This window comes from Actinomadura violacea (assembly GCF_017573465.1).
Taxonomy (GTDB): Bacteria; Actinomycetota; Actinomycetes; order Streptosporangiales; family Streptosporangiaceae; genus Spirillospora; species Spirillospora violacea.
The window spans coordinates 170,992-188,857 of sequence record NZ_JAGEPF010000023.1; the positions used below are offsets into that span (position 1 = coordinate 170,992).

The 17,866-nt window shown below is 73.3% G+C and carries 18 protein-coding genes and 1 pseudogene; 13 read left to right on the top strand and 6 right to left on the bottom strand.

Annotation, left to right across the window (positions count from 1 at the left end; translation table 11 throughout):
* Positions 1-23 precede the first annotated feature (23 nt).
* Positions 24-1,346 carry a DUF2786 domain-containing protein gene (locus J4709_RS55860; RefSeq protein WP_208247329.1) on the bottom strand — a complete coding sequence of 441 codons (1,323 nt, stop codon included), beginning with the start codon at positions 1,344-1,346 and terminating at the stop codon, positions 24-26.
* 140 nt (positions 1,347-1,486) lie between these two features.
* Positions 1,487-1,756 carry a hypothetical protein gene (locus tag J4709_RS34930; RefSeq protein WP_208247331.1) on the bottom strand — a complete coding sequence of 90 codons (270 nt, stop codon included), beginning with the start codon at positions 1,754-1,756 and terminating at the stop codon, positions 1,487-1,489.
* Between the two features lie 240 nt (positions 1,757-1,996).
* Between J4709_RS34930 and J4709_RS34935 the strand changes: the two genes are divergently transcribed.
* A complete protein-coding gene (locus tag J4709_RS34935; protein ID WP_208247333.1) occupies positions 1,997-3,520 on the top strand; it encodes a long-chain-fatty-acid--CoA ligase in 1,524 nt (507 codons plus the stop codon).
* Between the two features lie 13 nt (positions 3,521-3,533).
* Here the strand turns inward: J4709_RS34935 and J4709_RS34940 are convergent, their stop codons facing one another.
* Entirely contained in the window at positions 3,534-4,631 is a 1,098-nt protein-coding gene (locus tag J4709_RS34940) for a winged helix DNA-binding domain-containing protein (RefSeq protein WP_232384502.1), read from the bottom strand.
* A gap of 354 nt (positions 4,632-4,985) precedes the next feature.
* A pseudogene (locus J4709_RS56220) lies at positions 4,986-5,192 on the bottom strand (helix-turn-helix domain-containing protein); the annotation flags it as partial.
* Positions 5,193-5,200: 8 nt separating this feature from the next.
* On the opposite strand from J4709_RS56220, the gene J4709_RS34945 reads away from it, so the two are divergent.
* From J4709_RS34945 to J4709_RS34960, 4 genes are all read left to right on the top strand, one after another.
* Positions 5,201-5,470 (top strand): hypothetical protein, encoded by a 270-nt coding sequence (locus tag J4709_RS34945; RefSeq protein ID WP_208247337.1) that lies wholly within the window; start codon positions 5,201-5,203, stop codon positions 5,468-5,470.
* 357 nt (positions 5,471-5,827) lie between these two features.
* Positions 5,828-6,139 (top strand): hypothetical protein, encoded by a 312-nt coding sequence (locus tag J4709_RS34950; protein ID WP_208247339.1) that lies wholly within the window; start codon positions 5,828-5,830, stop codon positions 6,137-6,139.
* Positions 6,140-6,436: 297 nt separating this feature from the next.
* Positions 6,437-6,892, top strand: coding sequence for a hypothetical protein (locus J4709_RS34955; protein WP_208247341.1), 456 nt, complete (start codon positions 6,437-6,439; stop codon positions 6,890-6,892).
* 794 nt (positions 6,893-7,686) lie between these two features.
* Positions 7,687-8,334 (top strand): RlpA-like double-psi beta-barrel domain-containing protein, encoded by a 648-nt coding sequence (locus J4709_RS34960; RefSeq protein WP_307801809.1) that lies wholly within the window; start codon positions 7,687-7,689, stop codon positions 8,332-8,334.
* Between the two features lie 61 nt (positions 8,335-8,395).
* Here the strand turns inward: J4709_RS34960 and J4709_RS34965 are convergent, their stop codons facing one another.
* The gene (locus J4709_RS34965) at positions 8,396-9,502 is read right to left on the bottom strand and encodes a M20 family metallopeptidase (protein ID WP_208247344.1); all 1,107 of its coding nucleotides are present in this window, start codon (positions 9,500-9,502) and stop codon (positions 8,396-8,398) included.
* 44 nt (positions 9,503-9,546) lie between these two features.
* Entirely contained in the window at positions 9,547-10,566 is a 1,020-nt protein-coding gene (locus J4709_RS34970) for a LacI family DNA-binding transcriptional regulator (RefSeq protein WP_208247346.1), read from the bottom strand.
* Positions 10,567-10,707: 141 nt separating this feature from the next.
* Between J4709_RS34970 and J4709_RS34975 the strand changes: the two genes are divergently transcribed.
* Genes J4709_RS34975 through J4709_RS35010 form a run of 8 tightly spaced genes read left to right on the top strand, consistent with a single transcriptional unit; the run spans position 10,708 to position 17,829 of the window.
* A complete protein-coding gene (locus J4709_RS34975; RefSeq protein WP_208247348.1) occupies positions 10,708-11,583 on the top strand; it encodes a BtpA/SgcQ family protein in 876 nt (291 codons plus the stop codon).
* Positions 11,580-12,560 (top strand): carbohydrate kinase family protein, encoded by a 981-nt coding sequence (locus tag J4709_RS34980; RefSeq protein ID WP_208247349.1) that lies wholly within the window; start codon positions 11,580-11,582, stop codon positions 12,558-12,560. The genes J4709_RS34975 and J4709_RS34980 overlap by 4 nt, the downstream gene beginning before the upstream one ends.
* Complete coding sequence (locus tag J4709_RS34985) at positions 12,557-13,573, top strand: substrate-binding domain-containing protein (protein WP_208247351.1); 1,017 nt, start codon at positions 12,557-12,559, stop codon at positions 13,571-13,573. The genes J4709_RS34980 and J4709_RS34985 overlap by 4 nt, the downstream gene beginning before the upstream one ends.
* 2 nt (positions 13,574-13,575) lie before the next feature.
* Positions 13,576-14,331 carry an ATP-binding cassette domain-containing protein gene (locus tag J4709_RS34990; RefSeq protein WP_173100694.1) on the top strand — a complete coding sequence of 252 codons (756 nt, stop codon included), beginning with the start codon at positions 13,576-13,578 and terminating at the stop codon, positions 14,329-14,331.
* On the top strand, positions 14,331-15,347 hold the full coding sequence (locus J4709_RS34995) for an ABC transporter permease (RefSeq protein WP_208247352.1): 1,017 nt from the start codon (positions 14,331-14,333) through the stop codon (positions 15,345-15,347). Before J4709_RS34990 ends, J4709_RS34995 begins: the two co-directional genes overlap by 1 nt.
* Entirely contained in the window at positions 15,344-16,405 is a 1,062-nt protein-coding gene (locus tag J4709_RS35000) for a phosphotriesterase family protein (protein WP_208247354.1), read from the top strand. Before J4709_RS34995 ends, J4709_RS35000 begins: the two co-directional genes overlap by 4 nt.
* 54 nt (positions 16,406-16,459) lie before the next feature.
* The gene (locus J4709_RS35005; protein WP_208247356.1) at positions 16,460-17,206 is read left to right on the top strand and encodes a glutamine amidotransferase; all 747 of its coding nucleotides are present in this window, start codon (positions 16,460-16,462) and stop codon (positions 17,204-17,206) included.
* Positions 17,203-17,829 (top strand): TenA family protein, encoded by a 627-nt coding sequence (locus tag J4709_RS35010; protein ID WP_208247358.1) that lies wholly within the window; start codon positions 17,203-17,205, stop codon positions 17,827-17,829. Before J4709_RS35005 ends, J4709_RS35010 begins: the two co-directional genes overlap by 4 nt.
* Positions 17,830-17,866: the final 37 nt, after the last annotated feature.

Below are 17,866 nucleotides of genomic sequence, written 5' to 3' on the forward strand. Positions count from 1 at the left end.
GCCCCCCGGGGGGACCCCGCGCGCTAGGACCGGCGGGACGCCCCGGAGACCTCGGAGCGCCCGTTCAGGCTGGCGAGATCGGCCGCCGCGCGGCCGGCGACCCAGCCCTCGTAGTTGGACACCGACCCCGCCCGGCCCTTGGCCAGGTTGGGGAACATCACGTCGACGGCCTTCTCGACGGCCAGGTCGCGCGCGGCCAGGACGGGAAGCAGATCCTTCCCGCCGGCGTCCGCGGCCGCCCGATCGGCCGCCTCACCCGCCGCGTCCCGCAGGCGCTCGCCGATGCGCGCCGCGTAGGCGTTGAGGAACGCGTGGCGGAACGACCTCGTTCGTGACCGTCCGCGCGCGTCGCGGCGAGGACCGGCGTGCACCATCGCCGAAGTCGCCTGCACGAGCAGTGACGTGAACAGCATTTCCACCGCCGCGAGATCGGCGGGGAATCCCAGGACCGTGGAGAAGCCCAGCTCCCGATGCCAGACGGCACGGCACCGGTTGGCGTCCGCCACCACGGTGAGCAGCACCGCCTTGGGTGCGTCGTAGGGGTTGTCGACCGCGACACGCCGCCCCGCGGGCCCGCCGAGGTCGCCGGTCTCGGCGGCGAGCAGAGCGTGGTCGATGCTGTGCCGCGCTATGAGTTCCTGGGCGCGCGCGCTGAGCGCCTCGGCCTCCTCCGGGAACTCGGTTGACTCCGCCTTCGCGAGCAGGGCGCGGACCTTGCCGAGCATCCGCTGGTCGACGCCCTCGAAACCGTCCCGGACGGGCGCCTCCCGCAGGGGCGTCCCCGGCGGCGGGCCGAGGCTCGCCAGCCTCGGCAGGCCCTCCAGCAGGTGGACGAGTTCGACGGCGCAGGCGGTGAAGTCCGCGCGGTCGGTCTCCTCCCGTTCGCACCAGGCGTCCGGGTACTCGTCGTCGTCCTCCCACCAGACCTCGGCGCCGATGAGGGCGAGCTGCTCGCGCCACTGCGCGGCCACGGTCGCGGCGGAGTAGGCGCGCATCTCGGCGGCGATCGCGTCGGCGGCGAGGCGGCTGTGCCGGGCGGTGCGGCGCCGGGAGGCGTAGCGGACGACGTCGGCGGGCTGCCAGCCGCGCTCCCAGGCGAGAGCGACGCCGCGCTGCAGCCGCGCGGCGAGGCATCGTCCGGTGACGAGGGGCCAGCCCGGCAGGTCGGGGCGGCCGGCCAGCTCGGCGGCGAGGAGCCGGAACGCGGCGGTGTCGCCGCGCGCCAGCGCGCGGACGGCCTCGGTCGTCAGCGCCTCGGCGTCGTCGAGGAGGGACGGCTCAGGGCCGCAGGGGCCCGCCTCGGCCGGGGAATCAGCCTGCCGTGGCCGCCACCACGCCTTCCGCACCGGTACTCCCGTCGTCGTCCGAGGGCTACGTCACCTGACCACGAGGCATACTGCCACGCACGGGTGTGTGCCCGTGCGCGGACAGTCCGTGCGAAACGGAGATTTCACCGTGGGTGCGCCGCGCCGGTGGCGGCCACCGGCTACCTGCTGAGGCCCTCGCCGCGCATCTCCTCGACCACGACGCTCGTGTAGGCGCGGGTGGTGTCGGGCACGTAGCTCAGCCGCGCGAGGGCCTTGCCGTCGTGGTCGCGGATCTCGAAGTGGTAGCCGTCGGCGGCATCGCCGATGTGCGCCACGGCCTGGTCGTGGCGGAGCCGGCACATGGTGTCGACCTTCTCCAACGCGACCTTGAGGCTGCCCGCGTCGCTGATGAGCCGTGCCGGCTCACTCGTCTCCCAGATCTCGAACATGGTCGCGTCCTGTCGGCGGTCGGTCGGAAGGAACGGGCGGGGCATTCCAGACGTCGGGGACAGCTTGCGCTGATTTGGTGGATCTTTCAATCAGTACAGGTCTCGGATTGATCACTATTCGAAGCCGTGCACGGGCGCAGCGTCATGTTCGCACGTGAGGCAAGTGAACGCTTTCATCCGTGCGGATCCGGTCGGTAGGGTCGGACGCACAGACCGAATGCGATTCGGAAGGGGCCGGAGTTGGACTACCGCGTCGTGTCCATCGTCCGCGACCACGCCCGGGAGCGGGGCAGCGCCCCCGCGATCACGGGCGACGGCCGGACGATCAGCTACGCCGAGCTGGACGAGCGCTCCAGCCGGGCCGCCCGCGCCCTCCAGGCCGCCGGGCTCGGCCCCGGGTCGCGGGTCGCCTACGTGGGCAAGAACGCGCCCGAGTTCTTCGACCTGCTGTTCGGCGCCGCCAAGATCGGCGCGGTGGCCGCGCCGGTGAACTGGCGGCTGACCCCCGCCGAGATCGCCGCGATCGTCGCGGACGCGCAGGCGCCGGTGACCCTCGTGGACGCCGAGTTCGCCGCGCTCGCGGACGGCCTGCCCGGACGCGCCGTGGTGACCGGCGCGGACTTCGAGGCGTGGCTCGCGGGACATCCCGCGGACGATCCCGGGTTCACCGGCGAGCCGGACGACGTCGTCGTGCAGCTCTACACCTCCGGCACGACCGGCGTGCCCAAGGGCGTGCAGCTCAGCAACGCCAACTTCGAGGTCGGCGAGCGGATGGCGCGGCGCTGGCGGCTGGACGGGTCGTCGGTGAGCCTGGTGCCGATGCCGCTGTTCCACATCGGCGGGACCGGCTGGGCGCTCGCCGGCCTGTACGCCGGCTGCCGGCAGGTGCTCGTCCGCGACATCGACCCGGTCGCGCTCGTCGGCACGTTCGAGCGGGAACGGATCACCAACGCGTTCATCGTTCCGGCGGTGCTGCAGTTCATGTGCCAGGTGCCCGGCGCGGCGGACCGCGACTACTCGGCGCTGCGCGCGATCACCTACGGGGCCTCGCCGATCACCGGCGAGGTGCTGCGCCGCTCGCTCGAGACGTTCAAGGCCCCGCTGTTCCAGCTGTACGGGATGACGGAGACGACCGGCGCCATCGTCCAGCTGGAGCCGGAGGACCACGACCCGCAGGGCCCGCGCGCGCACCTGATGCGCTCGGCGGGGCGGCCCTACGCATGGGTCGAGGTCAAGATCGTCGAGCCGGGCGGGGACGCCGAGCGGGCGCCCGGCGAGGTCGGCGAGGTGCTGGTCCGGTCCTCGCAGAACACCCCCGGCTACTGGAACCGGCCAGAGGAGACGGCCCGGCTGCTGGCGGGGGACGGCTGGCTGCGCACGGGCGACGCCGGCTACGTCGACGCCGAGGGCTACCTGTTCCTCACCGACCGGATCAAGGACATGATCGTCACGGGTGCGGAGAACGTGTACCCGATCGAGGTCGAGGAGGTCCTCGCGGCCCATCCCGGCATCGCCGACGTCGCGGTCATCGGCGTGCCCGACGAGCGGTGGGGCGAGACCGTCAAGGCCGTCGTCGTCCTCGCGCCCGGCGCCGAGCTGACCGAGGACGAGGTCATCGGCTACGCCCGCGAGCGGCTGGCGGGCTTCAAGCGGCCGCGCTCGGTCGACTTCGTGGACGCGCTGCCGCGCAACCCCAGCGGCAAGATCCTCAAGAAGGACCTGCGGGCGCCGTACTGGGAGGGGCTCGGCCGGACGATCGCCTGACCGGCCGGCCCGGTCAGTCCTCGGCGACGGTCACCACGGTCTCCTTGGCGCCGGGTTCGGCGAAGCGCAGCAGGGCCTCGCCCTCGGCGGTCAGCTCGTCGAGGGCGGCCTCCGGAAGCGGCTCGAACGGCCGCAGCCGCAGGGTGGCGACCTTGCGCTTGTACTCGGTCTCCCAGACGCCGCGCGCGAACCCGTCCCAGAGGAACACGGCGCGGACGCGGAGGTTCTTCGTGGTGAGCGAGGGCCGGTGCGCGTCGGCGATGATCCGCCGGCGGTCGGAGTGCGCGAGGACCAGGCTGTCGAACTCCGGCAGGAACCGCGCGGGGGCCGGGACGTCCTCGCCCGGACGCGGCGCGCCGGGGAGGTCGAACAGCTCCCTGCCCTTGTCGTCGGCGAAAACGGCCAGCCGCGGGCGCAGCCGCTCCAGAGCCTCGCCCGCCGCACGCAGCCCCGACCAGGTCTGCGCATCGGCGGCGGACGCGGGCCCGAACGCCGCCAGGTACCGCAGGACGAGATCGTCGTCGGCGGCGTCGGGAGACGGGCCGGAGCCGAGCCAGCCCTCCGCCGACGCGAACCGCGCGGAACGCGGAAAACCCCACCTGTCCTCGGACGGGACCATGACCAGCGGCACGCACATGCGCACGGCATAACCGAGCGCGCGGTCGTTGACGTCCGGGAACCGCTCCTGCAGCAGGGCCCGCACCTCGTTGAACGTGAGCGGCCGCTCGTCGAGGAGTGCGCGGGCGGCCGGGACGACCTCGTCGAGGTCGAGGCCTGCGGCGCGGTCGCCGAGGACGCGCATCGCCGCCGTCAGCATCGGCTGCATCGACGTCCGGAACGCCAGGTAGTCGGGCGCGGTCATCAGGTGCAGGGTCGCGCGCATCATGGTGGCGCGGACGAGCGTCCGGTCCTGCAGGGCCGCGTGCAGGTCGGTCGCGTCGAAGCCGTCCAGGCGCGACCACAGCCCGACGAACGGCGGCTTGGGCTCCTGCGCCTGCATCCCGAACAGCCGTCCGACGGCCTCGGCGACCGGGACGCGCTCCCGCGCGAGCAGCAACTGCCGTGCCAACGTGGCCCTGTTGAGAGCCTGGACGCTGAGAGTGTCCGCCATCGTGTCCGCCTTTGCGCCGGGCCCCGGCAGCAGGACGGTGAAGGCCGGGGATGGTTCGGGGACCCCGACACTACCGACGCCCTCGGACGTTCCCTGGACTCCGGCTACGCCTCCTGAACGCGGGTCACGTCCGCGACCGTCTCTCGGACGCAGCGGCGCAGCCACGCGTGCGCGGGGTCGGCGTCGTAGCGCGCATGCCAGGCCAATGAGAGGCGCAGGGGCGCCCTCCTCCGCCTGCAGGGTGAAGGTGCCCTCCAGCGTCCGTGGGGAGAAGGCGTCGTCCGCGGAGAACAACGTGTAGGCGCGCTGGACGAGGTCGTGCACTTCCGCGCGCATCGCAAGCGCGCGCGGGGTGGGTACCATGCCGCGGCCCGAACGCACGAGCACGGGGTCGCCGAGGGCCTTGCGTATCCGCGCGAGGCTCCGGCTCATCGCGGGGCTCGACAGGCGCAGGCGCTCGGCCGCGCCGGTGACGCTGCCTTCGTCCAGCAGGACGTCGAGCGCGACGAGCATCCGGCGTGCTCGAGGCGCGCCCGCGAGCAACTCCGAGGAACCCCTCATGACGATCGATGCCGTCCGGGCCGCCGGACCCGGGACGCGCCGCCCGGCGCGCCGTCGCGCCGCTGATGTCGGCGTGCGTGGTCCTGGTCGTGGCGATCAACCTCTCGATCCCCAAGCTGTCGGCGAGCGGCCTGCATCCGTCCGCCACCGGCCTGCTGTGGATCGTCGACTCCTACGTCCTGGTGTTCGGCTGCCTGCTGATCCCCGCCCGCGCCGCGGGCGCCGTCGGCAACATCGCCGGGGGAGCGGTGCTGGAGTGGCTGCCCTGGCGGCGCTGACGGCCTGGGCGGCCCCTCGGGGCGAGCGGCACGACGCCGACCTGGACGCGGCGGGCGCCACGCTGCTCGCCGCGGCCCTGTTCGCGCTTCTCTTCGGGATCATCGAGGGATCCGAGCGGGGCTGGACGTCCGCGCCGGTGCTGGGCGGGTTCGCGGGCGCCGCGGTCCTGCTGGCGGTGTTCGCCGTCCAAGCGACGCGCGCCGCGCACCCGCTGCTCGACCCGCGCCTGTTCGCCCGCGCCTCGGGCCGGGTGGTTCGGGAACCGCGCGGTCATCACCTCGGGCCTGCTCCTCATCGCCGGCGGGCTCGGCCTGCTCTCCCTCGCCGACGCGTCCACGCCCTACCCGTTCTACGCGGTGGACCTGCTGGTCATGTCGATCGGCATGGGGCTGTGCGTGCCGCCGCTGTCGGTCGGCGTCGCGGTCCTGGGCACGGTGCTCACCGGCCGTTTCACCGATGCCCTCCCGGCGGCGCCGGCCGCCTACGCCCACTCGGCGGGTGAGGCGATCGCCGCGGCGGGCGCGTCGGGCGCTGGTGCGGGGGCGCACGCCCAGGTGGTCTCGGCGTTCACCGACGCGATGGCGGTGGGTTTCCGGGTGGTCGCCCTGATCGCCCCGGGACTCTCCCGGCGGGACCGGCCGGAGGGGACCGGCCTCGCCGACCGATGAGCTTCCCGGAGAGTCGAGGTTCGCCTGCGTGGCCGGGGGAGCACGCACCGTACAGGCCGTGCGCGCCCACTCGGTCCGCGAACGGGGCCGGCTGTGCGGATCCATGCAGGTCAAGCCGTAGTGGGCGCCCGGCCGGGGCGGGATGGAGTGATCGTCAACGAGCGTCAGAGGCAGGGGTTACGGGGCGATATTTCGTAAAATGCACGTGCATCAGCCCTTGCACCTGCACGCCATTCCTAGCAGGATTGCCCCGGACCCCCGCACGTGAACTCGCCGGAGATCGCGATGACCGCACACTTGAGCGACAGTGACCGACAGGCGCTGCGGCTGGCCCAGGATCTCCGCGAGGAGATGCGGGCGGCTCTGCCCCAGCTCCCCTCCCCGCCGTCGGTATCCCCGTTCGTCGACCAGGGAGGGACGCCCAGCGTCCTGCTCCGGATGGACGCCGAGACCGCCCGCGCGCTGATGGCCCTCCTGGCCGAGCGCCGCGCGGACCGGACGGCCCCTCCGGCGCCGGAACCGCGCCGGGCCGACGGCTCCCACGTCCCGCCGCCGGTGCCCCCGCCGGGCGCCCCCCAGGCGGCTCCCGCCCCGTACCAGCCGATCGTGGCGGCCGTCCCGTTCCCGGAGCCCGCCTACGCGCAGGCCCCCTACGCCCAGGCCCCTTTCGCCGAGGCGCCGGCCGTCAACCCGGTGTTCGCCGGCGGGACGGGACCGACCCCGCTGGTGCCGTCGGTCTACCCCACGCACTGATTCCCGGCCGCCCGCGGGCGGTCCCGGCCCGGCGCCGCCCTCGTGGCCGCCGGGTCGTCTCGCGGCCGACGGCCGCCCCCGACGCGCCCCGGCCGGCATGACCGGCCGGGGTCTTCTCATGCCCGCGCTTCGTGTGATGCGAGGCCGGTGCGCCGCCCCCGATGTGCCCGGCGCGCCCTTTGCCGATCTTCACTTCCAGGGTGATCGCGCCCTGTTCCGGCGGCATAAAAGATCGTTCTCCGCTGACATAAAGATCGTTCTTTAAGATCTTCTCTGCCCCTGCGATCGGCCCGGATCCCTTGCGGGAAAGGCGATCCCGCCGCCCGGCAGAAGAAATGATCTACCTTGGCAAAGGTAAAGAAATCGTCCATTTGACTCAAGTCCGGGAATGCCGGATATAGTCAACGCCAGGTCGAGGTCAAAGTACCGTTGACCTGGCCAATCGCATAGCCGTCGCCTCCCGCCCGCCAGGCGGGAACCCTCAGCCGAACCACGGCCGCACCATGCACCGGCCGTGACCGGGCGGGCCATCGAGCCCCCGGTCGGCACTCTCTCCCGCTTCTGAGAAGCCCGCGTCACGCACGCCCCGCAACGGGTCCGCGCGTTCCGGCGCGAGCCCGGCCCGTCATGTCCACGGGCCGTCCCCTGCGGGGTCCCTTTCCGCGGCGGCATTCCCGAGTCCCGAGTCTCGGAACCCGTTCCGCATGCCCGGATCATCCCTGTGCTCCGGCGCCGGAACGGCTGTCCTGTACGCCGAACTAAGGATTTTCATGCAGCAGCGGACGATCAATCGCGTGTTGACCGGTGTCACCGGCGCGGCTCTTGCCGGGATGCTGGTGGGCGGCGTGGCGGCCGCCAGCCACGACGACTCCGCTCCCAAGCCCGACAGGCTTCTCGCGCAGCAGCAGGACATGGCCGCGCTGAACCAGAAGGCCCCCGAGAAGAAGGCCGCCTCCAAGGCCCCGGCCGAGTCGCGCTCGAAGAGCGCCGCCAAGGACTCCAAGGCCTCGGCGTCCAAGGAGACGAAGAAGAAGGCCGACAAGGGTCCGAAGGCGATCCTCAGCGGCTCGACCACCGCGTCCTACTTCTGGGACGACGGCTCCGGCATCAACGGCGACACCGGCGCCCCCGCCAGTGGCAAGCCGATGCAGAAGGGCATGTTCGCCAGCCCGAGCTGGCCGATGAACACCAAGGTCAAGGTCACCTACAAGGGCCGCAGCATCACCGGCTTCGTCGGCGACCGCGGGCCCGGTGCGCCCTCGCACAACGGTGTCATGCTCGACCTCGACACCTACACCTTCCGCTACCTGCTGGACGGCGGCAAGCCCTCCAGCAAGTACGACGCCGGCACCGGTGAGGGCCACCTCCAGGACGTCAAGTGGGAGGTCCTGTCGTGGGGCTCCGGCGCGGGCACCAAGGGCGACCCCCAGCCCCTGGGCTGACCCCCGTGGGACGGCGACGCCCCGGCGACTCGGACGAGTCGCCGGGGCGTTCCCGTTCGCGTCAGCCCGCGGCGGGCCGAGCGCGGGCGGCGAGCAGGCGGTACAGCGCCTCGGACGCCTCGCCGATCCGCGCGACCGAGCAGGTCTCGTCGGTCACGTGCGCCTGCTCGGGGTCGCCCGGCCCGTAGATCACCACGTCCGGCCCGCCGAGCAGGCCCGCCAGCACGGACGCGTCGGTGAAGTACGTCGCGTACTCGGGCGCGCCCCCGGAAGAGCCGGGAACGAGCAGGTCCAGGACCTCCGGCATGCCGGGCGCGGCCGGGTCGGTGGCGACGCCGGGGAGGTCCACGATCCGTTCGAGCGCGACCTCCTCGCCGCACAGCGCGGAGATCGCCGCGACCGCCTCGTCCGCGCCGAACCCGGGGACGGTGCGGACGTCCAACCGCATCTCCGCGCGGTCGGGCACCAGGTTCGGCTGCACGCCGGAATGGAAGGTGCCGACGTTCACCGTCGCGGGCCCGTGCGTCGGGCTCACGGGCCAGCCCGTGTGGCCGTGCACGCGAACCGCGGCGGCGGCCAGCGCGGCGAGGGCGTTGCGGCCGAGCTCAGGGCGCGATCCGTGCGCCGAGACGCCCCGCGCGGTGGCCTTCAGCCAGAGCGTCCCCTTGTGGCCGAGGACCGTCCGGTTGCCCGTCGGCTCGGCGACGATCAGCAGGTCCGTGGCGGCGAGGGCCTCCGGATCCAGGGCCGCAGCGCCGTCGCATCCGGTCTCCTCACCGAAGGTGAACACCAGCTGCGGCGCGGGCAGGCCCTCTCGGACGGCCGCGACGGCCGCCTCGATCTGGCAGGCGACGCCCGCCTTCATGTCGCTGCTGCCGCGCCCGAGCAGCCGCCCGTCGCGGACCTCGCCGCTCAGCGGGTCGAACGACCACCCGGACGGATCGGCGGGCACGGTGTCCAGGTGCCCGGTGAACGTGACCGGGACGCGCGGCCCCGCGGGCCCGTGCCGGGCCACGACGTTCGCGCGCCCCTCGGCCGGCTCGTCCACCCGCACGTGGAAGCCCGCGCCGTCCAGCACGTCCGCGACGACGTCGGCGGCGCGCCGTTCGCCGCCGCCGCGGGTGTCGATCCGCACCAGCCGGCGCGCGAGTTCGAGCGCCTCGCCCATCTCCTGACCTCCCTGTCCGGGCCCGGCCTGGCGGCCGGGACGTCTCAGGCCCCCGCCCGCGTGCTCTCCCTGACCACCAGGGACGGGACGAGCGCGATGTGCGCGGAGGGCCCGCGGTCCCCGTCGGCCTCGCCGGCGGCCGCGGCCAGCAGCCGCACGGCCTCCGCCGCGATCCGCTCGCGCGGCTGGTCGACGGTGGTGAGCGCGGGCTCGCTGAGCCGCGAGAACTCGATGTTGTCGTACCCGGTGACCTGGACCCGGCCCGGGACGTCCACGCCGTGCGCGCGGCACGCCCGGGTCACGCCGAGCGCGATCAGGTCGTCGGCGCAGACGATCGCGTCGGGCAGGTCGCCGGCGGCGATCAGCCGCGCGGCGGCCGTCTCGCCCCATTCCACGCTGTAGTCGCCGAGCAGGATCCGGTCCGGGTCCACGGCGATGCCGAGGTCCTCGGACCGGCGGCGGAACCCGGCGAAGCGCTGCTCGGTGGAGGAGTTGGTCAGCAGCGAGCCGGCGAACGCCGCCGACCGCGCCCCGCCCGCGTGCAGGTGGTCCATGACCTGGCGCATCGCGGCGACGTCGTCGACGCCGACCCAGTCGGTGCTGGTGCCGCCGACGAACCGGTCGAGCTGGACCAGCGGCAGCCGGCCGGCGGTCTCCTGGACGGCGGCGCCGCTGAGGGTGCCGTGGCTCGGGCTGACGATGATGCCGTCGACGTTGCGGGCGACGAGGGTGGCCAGCCGCCGGGCCTCGACCTCGGGGTCGGAGCGCGCGTCGCAGAGCAGCAGCTCCTTGCCCTCGCGGCCGAGGGCGTGCTCGACGCTCTCCACCAGCGAGGTGAAGAACGGGTTGGAGATGCTCGGCACGACCATGCCGACGGTGTCGGTGCGGCTGTTGCGCAGCGCCCGGGCGATGGAGTTGACCTGGTAGCCGAGCTCGTCGGCGGCCTTCCTGACCTTGCGCTGGACCCCCGCGGACACGGGGCCGCGGCCCGACAGCACGCGCGACACGGTGGCGGTGGAGACCCCGGCCCGCTCGGCGACCTGGGCGATCGTGACCCGTTGCAATCGTTTACCTCTCCAGCTGCACGGAAGCCCCGTGCTGGGCGGATCGTCGACGGCTGCTCCGATGATAGCCCCTTGACGGCCTGCGAATCTGTACTTACGGTGCAGGACAACACGACTGCAATCGATTACACAGGAGGCGACATGGTGAGGGCGACGGGGAGCGAGCGGGCACTGGGCGTGTTCCCGCCGAAGCCGAACGCCGTCGAGGAGCTGTTCGGCACTCCCAAGGTCGTCATCGGCGCCGTGCACCTGCCGCCGCTGCCGGGCAGCCCGCACTACGAGGGCGTGCCGCTCGACGAGATCTGCACGTTCGCGATCGAGGAGGCGCGCGCCTACCTGGACGGCGGCGCCCACGGCGTGATCGTCGAGAACCACTGGGACATCCCGTTCCTCAAGCCGGGCGAGCACGGCTACGAGACCGCGGCCGCGATGGCCGTGGTGACCGACCGGGTCCGGCACGCGACCGCCGGGCGGGTCGGCGTCAGCATCCTGTCGAACGCCGCGGAGTGCTCGATCGCCTCCGCCTGGTCGGGCGGCGCCGGTTTCGTCCGCGTCAACCAGTGGGCCAACGCCTACGTCGCGAACGAGGGGATCATCGAGGGGCAGGCCGCGCACGCCACCCGCTACCGCAGCCGGATCGGCGCGAACCCCGTCAAGATCTTCGCGGACGTGCACGTCAAGCACGGCGCGCACGCGATCGTCGCGGACCGGACCCTCGCCGAGCAGACCGAGGACGCCGAGTTCTTCGGCGCCGACGTGCTGATCGCCACCGGCTCGCGGACCGGCGACGCCGCCGCGCTGGACGAGGTCGAGGGCATCGCCGCGCACACCACGCTGCCGGTCGTCATCGGCTCGGGGATCAGCGCCGGCAACGTCGGTGAGCTGCTGCCGGCCTGCGACGGGGTGATCGTCGCGTCCTCGGTGAAGGACAACGGCCGCTGGTGGGGCCGGGTCGAGGCCGCCAAGGTGCGCGAGCTGACCGCCGCCGCGGCGAAGGCGGGCGTGGTCCTGCCATGATCGTGTTCTGCGGCTACGCCAACGTCGACCTCACGGTCGCCGTCCCGGTGCTGCCGGGGCCCGCCGCCCGCGTCCAGGCCACCGCGGTGCGCCGCGGCGAGGGCGGGATGGGGGCGAACGCGGCGGTGGCGGCCGCGCGGATGGGCGGCGACGTGCGCTTCGCGGGCGTCGTCGGGCCGGACGCGGCGAGCACCGCCTTCCTCGGATCGCTCGCCGCCGACGGGGTCGACACCGGCTGGACGTCCCGGACCGGCGTCCTCACGACCGCCGTCGTCCTGCTCACCCCCGATGGGGAACGTTCCATCATCAGCCAGGACGACCGGGTCACCACCGAGCACGTCGCCGCCGTCGCCGCGAAGGCCCGCGCGGCGGGCGCGGACTGGCTCTACCTCGACGGCTACCGCTTCCCGGCGGCGGCCGGCGTGCTCGGCCAGGGGCGGCCGGGCGTCGTCGTCGACCTCGACGGCTGCGCGGACGCCGAGGCGGCACGCGCCGCGCTCGCCGCCGCCGACCACGCGATCGTCGGCCGCGCGCAGGCCGCCGTGTTCCTCGGCGACGACGCCGCGCTCGCCGCGAGCGCTGCCGAACATCGGGTAAACCTGGTGGTCACGGACGGTTCCCGGGGCTGGACGCTGTTCACGCCGGACGGCGCCCGGCACGCCGGGGCGGCGATCGAGGTGACCGCCGTGGACGCCACCGGCGCCGGGGACTGCTTCGCCGGCTCCTACTGCGCGGAACTGGACCGGGGCGCCGGCCCGCTGGAGGCGGCGCGGACCGCCGCCGTCGCCGCGGGCCTGTCGTGCACCCGGCCCGGGGCGCGCGCGGGGCTGCCGCATCGCGACACCGTCCTCGCCTACATGAACGCCGCTCAGGCGCACACAGCTCAAGCACATCCGGCTCAACCGGACGCGGCCCACCCCGGAACGCGTCCGGACGCGTCACCCGCGCTCGCGCGGCGCCATGGAGAGGAGACATGATGCGACGCACGGTGTCGGCCGCGGTCGCGCTCGGCCTGCTGCTGACGGCGACGACCGCCTGCGACGTCCAGGCCCGCAAGGAGATCGCGGCCGAGAAGAAGGCGACCGAGCAGGGGCCCCCGCCCCCGAAGCGGATCGCGCAGGCCTGCAAGGTGCAGGGGCACGCGCCCAAGATCGGGCTCGTCCCGATCAACCTGCAGGCGCTGTTCTTCAACCAGATCAACACGGGCGCCAAGATGGTCGCGGCGAAGGCGGGCGCGCAGGTCCAGGTCGTCAACGGCAACGACGACTCCAGCACGCAGGCCAACGCGATCGACGACATGGTCGCCGGGCACTACGACGCGATCATCGTGGACGCGGTGGACACCGAGGGCATCAAGCCCGCGATCCGCCGCGCCAAGGACGCCGGCATCCCGGTCGTCGCGGTGGACGCCACGGTCGGCGACCCGGCGGTGTCCACGCAGGTCGGCACCGCCAACGCCGAGGGCGGCAAGCAGCTCGCGGACGCGCTGCTGAAGATCTCCGGCGGCAAGGGCGACATCGGTGTGGTCGGCGCGCTCAACAGCACGATCCAGAACGAGCGGCAGAAGGGCTTCACCGACGAGGTCACCGCCCAGGGCATGAAGATCAAGAACGTCGTGGACGGCCGCAACATCCAGGAGAACGCGCAGACCGCGGCGGAGAACCTGCTGACCGGCAACCCCGACCTGCCCTACGCCTACGCCACCGGCGAGCCCGCGCTGATCGGCCTGGCCGCCGCGGTGGTCAGCCAGCAGCGCACCAAGAACCTCCAGGTCGTCGGCTGGGACCTGTCCAGCCAGGCGGTGGACGGGCTGAAGGCCGGCTGGATCAAGGGCGTCGTCCAGCAGAACACCTTCCAGTTCGGCTACGACGCGATGAACGCCGCGATCGACCTGGCGTGCAAGCGCCCCGCGCCGAAGGACGTCCCCGTCCCGACCCAGATCGTCACCCCCGAGAACGTCGGGGACTACCTGTACTACCTGGAGAAGTGATCATGGGCGATCAACCGCTGGTCACGCTGAAGGGCATCACCAAGTCGTTCGGCGCGGTGCAGTCGCTGCGCGGCGTCGACCTGACGCTGGCCCCGGGCGAGGTGCTCGGCCTCGTCGGCGACAACGGCGCGGGCAAGTCCACGCTGATGAAGGTGCTGGCCGGCGCCGTCCAGCACGACGCCGGGCAGATCACGATCGACGGCCGGGAGGTGCGGTTCGCCAGCCCGGCGGACGCGCGCCGCGAGCGGATCGGCATCGTCTACCAGGACCTCGCGCTGTGCGACACCCTCGACGTCGCGAGCAACCTGTTCCTCGGCCGGGAGCCGCGCAAAGGGCCCTTCATCGACCGGCGCGCGATGCACGAGAAGGCCGCCGAGACGCTGTCGGACCTGCACGTCCGGGTCAAGTCCACCTACCAGGAGATCGGGCACCTGTCCGGCGGGCAGCGGCAGGCCGTGGCGATCGCCCGCGCCGTGTCGTTCAAGCCGCGGGTGCTGATCCTGGACGAGCCGACCGCCGCGCTGGCGGTCGCCGAGGTCCGCCAGGTGCTCGCCATGATCAAGGACGTGGCGGCGCAGGGCGTCGGGGTCATCCTGATCACCCACCGGCTGCAGGACCTGTTCGAGGTCTGCGACCGCATCACCGTCATGTACGAGGGCCGCAGCGTCGAGGACGAGCCGGTGTCCGACCTGGACATCGAGCGGCTCGTCGCCATGATCACCCGTTCCGGCAGCGAGCACACCGAGGAGGTGGCCTGATGAGCGTGCAGGCCCCGCCCGCCCCGACCGTCCTGGCCAAGACCCCGAGCCGCTGGGAGCGCGCCAACAAGGCGACGCTGGCGATGCTCGGCGTCACCGTCGCGCTGTTCGTCGGCTTCGGCATCGGCGCGGACAACTTCCTCAGCTTCGACAACATGTCGAACCTCGCGACCCAGGTGGCGATCACGCTGATCGTCGCGGTGGCGATGACCTTCGTGATCACCACGGGGCAGATCGACCTGTCGGTGGGCTCCACGGTCGCGTTCGTCGCGGTCGGCACGGCGGAGATGCTGAAGGCCGGCTGGGACTCCTCGATCGTGATCGTCGCGGCGCTCGCCGCGGGCCTGTTCTGGGGCGCGGTCAACGGCTGGCTCGCCGCCTACCAGAAGATCCCGCCGTTCATCGTCACGCTGGCGACGATGTCGGTGATCCGCGGCCTCGCGCAGCTGTGGACCAAGGGGTTCTCGGTGCCGATCGACCGGCGGCTGTACGTCGCCAAGATCGGCGAGGCGAAGTTCCTCGGCTTCTCCGCGCTGGCGTGGATCGCGCTGGCCACCGTGGTGATCGGCGGGATCCTGCTGGCCCGGACCCGGTTCGGCAACTACGTCAACGGGATCGGCTCGCAGGAGGAGTCGGTGCGCCGCGCGGGCGTCAACACCGCCCGGATCAAGATGATCACGCTGATGCTGGCCGGGCTCGCCGCGGGCGTGGCCGGGCTGCTCACCGCGGCGCGGCTCGGCTCCGGCTCGGCCAACTCCGGGCAGGGCTTCGAGCTGACCGTGATCGCCGCGGTGGTGCTCGGCGGCACCGACCTGTTCGGCGGCCGCGGCACCATGATCGGCAGCATCATCGGCGCGGTGATCACCGGCGTGATCGCCAACGGGCTGACGCTGCTCGGGGTGAGCCCGTTCCTCACCCCGATCGTCACCGGCATGGTGCTGCTCGCCGCGATCTGGCTGAACCTGCGCGGCCGCACGCTCTCCGAGCTGGGCGCCAAGCTGCTGGGACGAACATGACCGTCCCGGAGTCCCGGCCGGGCGCCGTGCCCGTGATGACGGTGTCCGGGCCCGTCCCCAGCGACGGGCTCGGGCTCACCCTGACCCACGAGCATCTGCGCAACGACGTCCGCAAGGCGGTCGAGCCGGCCACCGATCCGGCGCTGGCGTTCCTGCGCGACGCGCGGACGACGCCCGGCCTGGCGTGGCTGCTGCGCGAACGCCCCTACGACTGCCTCGACCACTGCGTCCTCGACGACGACGCGGCGATGCTGTCGGACCTGCGGGCGTTCGCCGCGACGGGCGGCGGCACGGTCGTGGACGTCACGCCCGGCGGCCTCGGCCGCGACCCGGGGGTGCTGCGCTCGCTCGCCGAGCGCAGCGGCCTGCGGATCGTCATGGGCTCCGGCTGGTACCTGGAGCAGTACCACCCCGCGCACCTGGCCTCGGCGGGCGAGGAGCGGATGGCGGCCGAACTGGTCGCCGAGTTCACCGGCGGCGCGGACGGCACCGGCGTCCGGCCCGGCGTGATCGGCGAGATCGGGGTGTCGCCGGACTTCACCCCCGCCGAGCACCTCGCGCTGCGCGCCGCCGCCCGCGCGCAGCGCGAGACCGGCGTCCCGCTGTACGTCCACCTGCCGGGCTGGCAGCGCCGCGCCCACGAGGTGCTCGACATCGTCGTGGACGAGTACGGCGTCCCGCCGGGCGCGGTGGTGCTGTGCCACATGGACCCGTCCGGCGGCGACGTCGGCTACCAGCTGTCGGTCGCCGACCGGGGCGTGTGGCTCGAGTTCGACATGGTCGGCATGCCGTTCCTGTATCCGGGGGAGGGGCAGTCGCCCGCACCGGACGAGACGGCCCGCGCGGTCGCCGGGCTGATCGCGCGCGGGCACGGCGGGCGGCTGCTGCTCAGCCACGACGTGTTCCTCAAGAGCATGCTCACCACCTACGGGGGCAACGGCTTCCAGTACGTGCCGCTGCTGTTCGCGCGGCGGCTCGCCGCGCTCGGCGTCGCGCCGGAGACCGTCGACGGACTGCTGCGCGGCAACCCCGCCCGGCTGTTCGAGGCCGCGGCCTGACCGGCCCCCCGTCCCCGTCCCCCACGTTTTCCCATCCGAAAGAGAGGATCGATAGTGAGCCGCGTCCTGATCGCCGGCGAGAGCTGGGTCTCCCAGTCCACCCACATCAAGGGGGTGGACTCCTTCACCACCAGCTCGTACGTGACCGGTGTCGAGCCGCTGCGCCGGGCCCTGGAGGGCCGCGGCCACGAGGTCGAGCACCTGCCCGCGCACCTGGTGCCGGCCGACTTCCCCGGGGACGCGGACGCGCTCGGACGCTACGACGTGGTCGTGCTGTCCGACATCGGCGCGAACTCCATCCAGCTCGCCCCGCAGGTGTTCGAGCAGGCCACGCCCGGTACGGATCGGCTCGGCGCGCTGCGCGCGTGGGTCGCCGCGGGCGGTGGGCTGCTGATGGTCGGCGGGTACCTGTCGTTCACCGGCTTCGAGGCCAAGGCGGCCTTCCGCAACACCGTGCTGCACGAGGTGCTGCCGGTCGAGCTGCTCCCCGAGGACGACCGCGTCGAGCTGCCCGCCGGCGCGAACGCCGAGGTCACCGGCGCCGGCCATGCCGCGCTCGGCGGGGTCGAGGGCGAGTGGCCCGCGCTGCTCGGCTACAACCGCGTCCGCCCCCGGCCCGGCACCGACGTGCTCGCCACGCTGAACGGCGACCCGCTGGTCGCCGTCGCCGGATACGGCGAGGGCCGGTCCGCGGTGTTCACCTCCGACTGCTCCCCGCACTGGGCGCCGAAGCCGTTCTGCGAGGAATGGGACGGCTACGCCCGCGTGTTCGGCGGCCTCGTCGAGTGGCTCGCGAAGTGACGCGTTCCCAGCGGCTGCTCGACGCCTGCTCCGCGACGATGGAGCGGGCGCTGGCGATGCGCTTCGTCCGGGAGGTCGGGTCGGGCGCCGTCGGCGACCAGGAGTACGCCGACTACCTGGAGATCGAGGCGTCGTTCGTGGCGACGGCGGCGCGGCTGCACGGCCTCGCGGTGTGGGACGCGCCGGACTGGACGGCGATGGAGCGCAACGCGCGGGCCGTCCATGCGCTGACCACCGAGCAGGCGGACTACTTCCGCGCCGCGCGCGCGGCCTGGCCCGCCGAGGCGCGGCCGGGCGCCGTCGAGCGCGCGCGGATCCTGTCCGACTTCGCGCTGGCCGCCGCCCGCGAGGGCGGCTACGGGGCGGTGACGACGGTGCTCTTCGCCGCCGAGAGCCTGTACCTCGCCTGGTGCACCCGCGCCCACGAAGGGGGCGGCGCACCGCCTGGACCGATCGCCGACTGGGTCGCCCTGCATGCGACCGCGGCGTTCCGCGAGGGCGTGGACGCGCTGGCCCGCCAGGTCGACGCGCTGCCCGAGAGCGTCCCCGACGACGTGCTGATCCGCTGGTTCGGCGGGATGCTGGAGGCGGAGATCGCCTTCCACGACGCCGTCTACGCCTGACGGCGGCATGAGGCCCCCGGCGCGCGCCGCGCCGGGG

What these genes read in the sequence shown, in the direction of transcription:
- J4709_RS34930 (WP_208247331.1), bottom strand. Translation starts at nt 1,756, where the DNA reads ATGTTCGAGATCTGGGAGACGAGTGAGCCGGCACGGCTCATCAGCGAC.
- J4709_RS34940 (WP_232384502.1), bottom strand. Translation starts at nt 4,631, where the DNA reads ATGGCGGACACTCTCAGCGTCCAGGCTCTCAACAGGGCCACGTTGGCA.
- J4709_RS34945 (WP_208247337.1), top strand. Translation starts at nt 5,201, where the DNA reads ATGCCGTCCGGGCCGCCGGACCCGGGACGCGCCGCCCGGCGCGCCGTC.
- J4709_RS34965 (WP_208247344.1), bottom strand. Translation starts at nt 9,502, where the DNA reads ATGGGCGAGGCGCTCGAACTCGCGCGCCGGCTGGTGCGGATCGACACC.
- J4709_RS34975 (WP_208247348.1), top strand. Translation starts at nt 10,708, where the DNA reads ATGGTGAGGGCGACGGGGAGCGAGCGGGCACTGGGCGTGTTCCCGCCG.
- J4709_RS34980 (WP_208247349.1), top strand. Translation starts at nt 11,580, where the DNA reads ATGATCGTGTTCTGCGGCTACGCCAACGTCGACCTCACGGTCGCCGTC.
- J4709_RS34985 (WP_208247351.1), top strand. Translation starts at nt 12,557, where the DNA reads ATGATGCGACGCACGGTGTCGGCCGCGGTCGCGCTCGGCCTGCTGCTG.
- J4709_RS34990 (WP_173100694.1), top strand. Translation starts at nt 13,576, where the DNA reads ATGGGCGATCAACCGCTGGTCACGCTGAAGGGCATCACCAAGTCGTTC.
- J4709_RS34995 (WP_208247352.1), top strand. Translation starts at nt 14,331, where the DNA reads ATGAGCGTGCAGGCCCCGCCCGCCCCGACCGTCCTGGCCAAGACCCCG.
- J4709_RS35000 (WP_208247354.1), top strand. Translation starts at nt 15,344, where the DNA reads ATGACCGTCCCGGAGTCCCGGCCGGGCGCCGTGCCCGTGATGACGGTG.